The following is a 3,877-nucleotide window of genomic DNA, read 5'->3' as shown; positions in this document are numbered from 1 at the left end:
ACCGAGTCTGTCTGGCGGGGCGTTGTCGGTCTCGCTGACTCACATAAAGTTACACACACACCAACAACAACACAAATCGCCAGTTCAGACAGCATTTTTATAACTTCATATCAGGGTTCTTTTGGGCTCCGTTTACACGTCCCGCGACGTACAGCGTGAGCGTCGCGAGTGCCACCAGCAATGCGCATCCAACTACTGGCAGCGTCCAGGCCAAGGGCTCTGGGTCGCGGATGAACTGCCAGAGGATCATGACGGCCATGAACGTCACTAGCTGGTTGCGCCCCCATGCCAACGGCATCGCAAGTCCGGTGAGGACCAAGATGAACGTCGCCCAGACAGGTGCGGTGGTGAGGGTGTGGGCGTCGAAAAGTGTGGGAAGGGAACGCAGCGCTACGTAGATCCCGGCGGACACCACCACTGCACCCAGCCCATGCAGACCCCACGTGCGCCGGGGGATTCCGTACGCGCGAGCAGTAGCCGGGGAAGCCGCGCCCCACGAGTAGATTACCGCGAAAGCGCCGAACAGGAACAGGTCAGGGACGGTCGCCACGAACGAGACCCACTCTTTGTCGACAAAGCGCTGGAACAGGAGCTGCATGGCAATCGAGACGAGACCGAGGGCAGCGGCCAGGAGAAGCGGCTGCTTCCAGAAGAGTTGGAAGATGAGGGGCTGGTCCAGACGCAGCCCCATGATGGCCGAACCGTTGTCGGAAGAGTTGAGTTCTTCGCCGGTGGTGGAGTCGTCAGCTACGTATAGGGCAAGCCAGCCGGTGACCAGTGCGATGGCGAGCAGGCCGTACAGCGATGGGCTCACGATCAGCGTCGGGATGCAAAGTACGGCCCAGACCACGAGGGCGGCGCGGCGCTTGTACGCGAGGGCGCGCTTGCGGTTCATCCCATAGGAGCGAAAAACGTCCGATTCGGGGATGAAGGTCGCGTAGAGGAGGAGCGAGGAGAATGTCGCGGCTGTAATGACCAGCGGGACGCTGCCCAACCAGTCGGCAAAGATGGTCGCTGCGCCCATGAGCAGGCCGAAGAGTGTCATCCAGAAGCGCCATTTGGAGCCTGCGAACATTTGGGCGCGGAAGAAGCCGGGGCGGACAAAGGTCTGCATTTAGCTCACCTCCAGGAGGTGCTCGATGACGTCGCCGAAATCGACAGGTCGCAGGGGGTTGCTCAGGTCGAGGCGCTCGGCGTGGGCGTCGGCATCGTCGGCGGTCACGTGCGCACTGACCTTGCCGTCGCGGCCCAGCACCAGGGCGCTGCTCAGAATTTTCGACGCCTCTTCGATATGGTGCGTGGCCATCACAAACGTACGCCCGCCCTCGGCGACGTCGAGGAGGTGGCGGTAGAACACGTTGGTGTTGTGGACGTCGAGGCCGACGTAGGGTTCGTCGAGAAGCGTGAGCTCGGCGCCAGAGGCGATGCCGACAATGTTGCCGACCATCGCGCGCTGGCCGCGCGACATCTTGCTGTACGTGGTGCCGAGCGCCTCGTCGAGGTCGAAGTCGTCGATGAGGCGGCGCGCGAGCCCATCGTCCCAGTTCGGGTACCGCAGCTGCGCGCCCTTGAGAATGTCCTTGCCGCTCCAGCTCGCCGGGTAGCCGACGTCGACGCCGGTGAGCGCGACGCGGTCCATCACCGCTGCGTTATCGAACGGAGCCAGGCCGAACACCTCGACGGCGCCGCCGGAGGATTTCAGTTGGCCGGCGACAATCTGCAACAACGTCGACTTACCGACGCCATTTCGCCCCAACAGCCCGTGGATGCCGCCAGACGGCAGGTCGAAGGACACCCCGTTGAGGACGTGCTTCTTACCAAAGTGCTTCTCTAGCCCATCGGCGCGGATAATCATGGCGTTCATTGATACATTCCTCTACTTTCTGCTACTCGATGTACAAGGTCGATCAAGTCGTCGCGGCTCAGGCCGACGCGGACGGCTTCGTCGATAAGAGGGGCGACGAACGTACCCGGGAACGCTTCCCGGCGGGTTTCCAGGATCCGTTCGCGCGCGTCCGGGGTGACGAACATCCCGAGGCCGCGGCGCTTCTCGAGGACCTGGGCGTCGACAAGTAAACCGAGGCCCTTGCGCGCTGTCGCGGGGTTGATGTTGTGGAAGGCTGCGAGCTCGTTTGTCGACGGTGCCCGCTCGCCCGACTTCAGTGTCCCGTCGACGATGAGGTCCTCCACTAACTTCGCGATCTGCACGAAGAGTGGCTCTGAATCTCCAACCACCATTCCTCCCTTCGAGCTCGTTGGTTAGTTACTGCACTAACTAACTATAGAACCGTGGCCAGGTGGCTCGCAAGGACCCCTACGAAATTTCTTGAACTACTAGCATGAGTAGGCACACAAACATATGTAGCCTTGTGATGAAAAGAATTTAACGACAATAAAGAATCGGAATTTAGGAGCCATGCTTGAACGCACACTGGTGTTCGTCGACACTTCTTACCTACTGGCGAGCTTTTACAACTCATGGGAAATCGGCGCGCGAGCACAATTAGAAATCGACTTACCCGAGGTAGTCGCCAACCTCGGAGTCATGATCAGCCACCAACTCCACCAACCCATCCACCGTCAAATGTGGTACGACGGCATCCCCGACTCCGGACCCCACCGCTACCAGCGCGCCCTGCGCTCCTGCGACGGGGTCCAACTCCGCACCGGGCAACTCATCGAATGGGGTGAGCGGCGCACCCAAAAAGGCGTCGACACCCGACTCGTCGCAGACCTGGTGATCAACGCTACGCGTGGCCAATTCAGCGACTTCGTCCTGGTCTCCGGCGACGCCGACATGATCCCCGGCGTCGAAGAAGCCACCAACAACGGCGTCCGCGTCCACCTCTACGGATTCGGCTGGGACTCGATGTCCTCCGCCCTCCGCCACGCCTGCGACACCACCACCATCCTCGACCCACGCGAAGACTTCGCAGACTCCATGCAACTCCGCGTCCTCGAAGGGCCCCTCCCACCAAGCATCCGGGAACGCCCGATCGCCGACGCCGAACCCGTCGAAGACAACCAAGGCCCCACCGAAGTACCCGGCCTGGGACCCGACCCACTCGCTGCGCCGGAGGAGCCTGCTGCTGAGGAGCCCGCTTCAGACGAGCCGGTCGATCCACCGGCCACGGAAACCCCAGTTACCCCGGCGGCCCCGCCGACCCCATCGCCTGCCGATATGCCGAAGCCCGGCCCAAAGCCTGGCCCGGTCCCCACGGAACCACCGACACCGGTCAAGTCGGCAGAGCCTGCAACACCTGCCGAGGACCCGAAGCCGGAAACCATCTCCGACGAGGACACCGACGACGTACCGGCCCCCAAACCGGCACCGAAGCCGTCGATGATGGCACCGCGCCGCAAACTCCGCTCGCGCTACGTGCCGCTTCCGGAAGAAGTCTGGACGTCCTCCGGCTTCCAAACCCCCTACGACGTGGGACAACAGTACGCAGCCTGGTGGTTCGAGAACGCCGCATCCAGCGAACAGCGCGACAAGGCCCACATGCTTTCCGGTGGCGGTCTGCCGCCGGAGATCGATAGGCCGCTGCTCCAGTTCGCCTGCGAGACCCTGCACGAGTACACCCTGACGGAAACCCAGCGCGTCAACCTTCGCGACGGCTTCCACTCCGGCATCCGGGGCGTACTCATTAACATTCGCAGCGAAAGCTAACACACTTTCGACACAACGAGGCCCCTGTCCGACAGATTCAGGTCGGGCAGGGGCGTTCTTTCTGCGTTGTGCGCTGCGGTTTTTTCTAAATGTGAGCAACAGGATTGTAGTAATCCCTATTTCGAACGTATTTGGGAGCGCGGACATTTCGTTGGAGTGTTGAGGGCTGGAAGGTATTCCGATGCCCGCAAAGTTCCCCGACACCGT

General features: G+C 61.8%; 4 protein-coding genes. 1 reads left to right on the top strand and 3 read right to left on the bottom strand.

Features of this window, described 5'->3' with window-relative positions; genetic code table 11:
• Positions 1-97: 97 nt before the first annotated feature.
• Genes QP802_RS11150 through QP802_RS11140 form a run of 3 tightly spaced genes read right to left on the bottom strand, consistent with a single transcriptional unit; the run spans position 98 to position 2,238 of the window.
• On the bottom strand, positions 98-1,114 hold the full coding sequence (locus QP802_RS11150) for a hypothetical protein (RefSeq protein ID WP_070478609.1): 1,017 nt from the start codon (positions 1,112-1,114) through the stop codon (positions 98-100).
• Positions 1,115-1,864, bottom strand: coding sequence for an ATP-binding cassette domain-containing protein (locus QP802_RS11145; RefSeq protein ID WP_284818902.1), 750 nt, complete (start codon positions 1,862-1,864; stop codon positions 1,115-1,117). It lies immediately after the preceding gene.
• Complete coding sequence (locus QP802_RS11140) at positions 1,861-2,238, bottom strand: GntR family transcriptional regulator (RefSeq protein WP_070361735.1); 378 nt, start codon at positions 2,236-2,238, stop codon at positions 1,861-1,863. Before QP802_RS11140 ends, QP802_RS11145 begins: the two co-directional genes overlap by 4 nt.
• A gap of 178 nt (positions 2,239-2,416) precedes the next feature.
• Here QP802_RS11140 and QP802_RS11135 point away from each other — a divergent pair, with 178 nt between their 5' ends.
• Positions 2,417-3,670: an NYN domain-containing protein gene (locus QP802_RS11135; protein WP_252932193.1), complete on the top strand. Its 1,254-nt coding sequence runs from the start codon at positions 2,417-2,419 to the stop codon at positions 3,668-3,670.
• The last annotated feature ends 207 nt before the right edge of the window (positions 3,671-3,877 follow it).

Source organism: Corynebacterium sp. UMB10119B (assembly GCF_030228125.1).
In the GTDB taxonomy this organism is placed as follows: domain Bacteria; phylum Actinomycetota; class Actinomycetes; order Mycobacteriales; family Mycobacteriaceae; genus Corynebacterium; species Corynebacterium pseudogenitalium.
This window is presented reverse-complemented; position numbering and strand designations above follow the sequence as displayed.

What these genes read in the sequence shown, in the direction of transcription:
- QP802_RS11145 (WP_284818902.1), bottom strand. Translation starts at nt 1,864, where the DNA reads ATGAACGCCATGATTATCCGCGCCGATGGGCTAGAGAAGCACTTTGGT.
- QP802_RS11135 (WP_252932193.1), top strand. Translation starts at nt 2,417, where the DNA reads ATGCTTGAACGCACACTGGTGTTCGTCGACACTTCTTACCTACTGGCG.
- QP802_RS11140 (WP_070361735.1), bottom strand. Translation starts at nt 2,238, where the DNA reads ATGGTGGTTGGAGATTCAGAGCCACTCTTCGTGCAGATCGCGAAGTTA.
- QP802_RS11150 (WP_070478609.1), bottom strand. Translation starts at nt 1,114, where the DNA reads ATGCAGACCTTTGTCCGCCCCGGCTTCTTCCGCGCCCAAATGTTCGCA.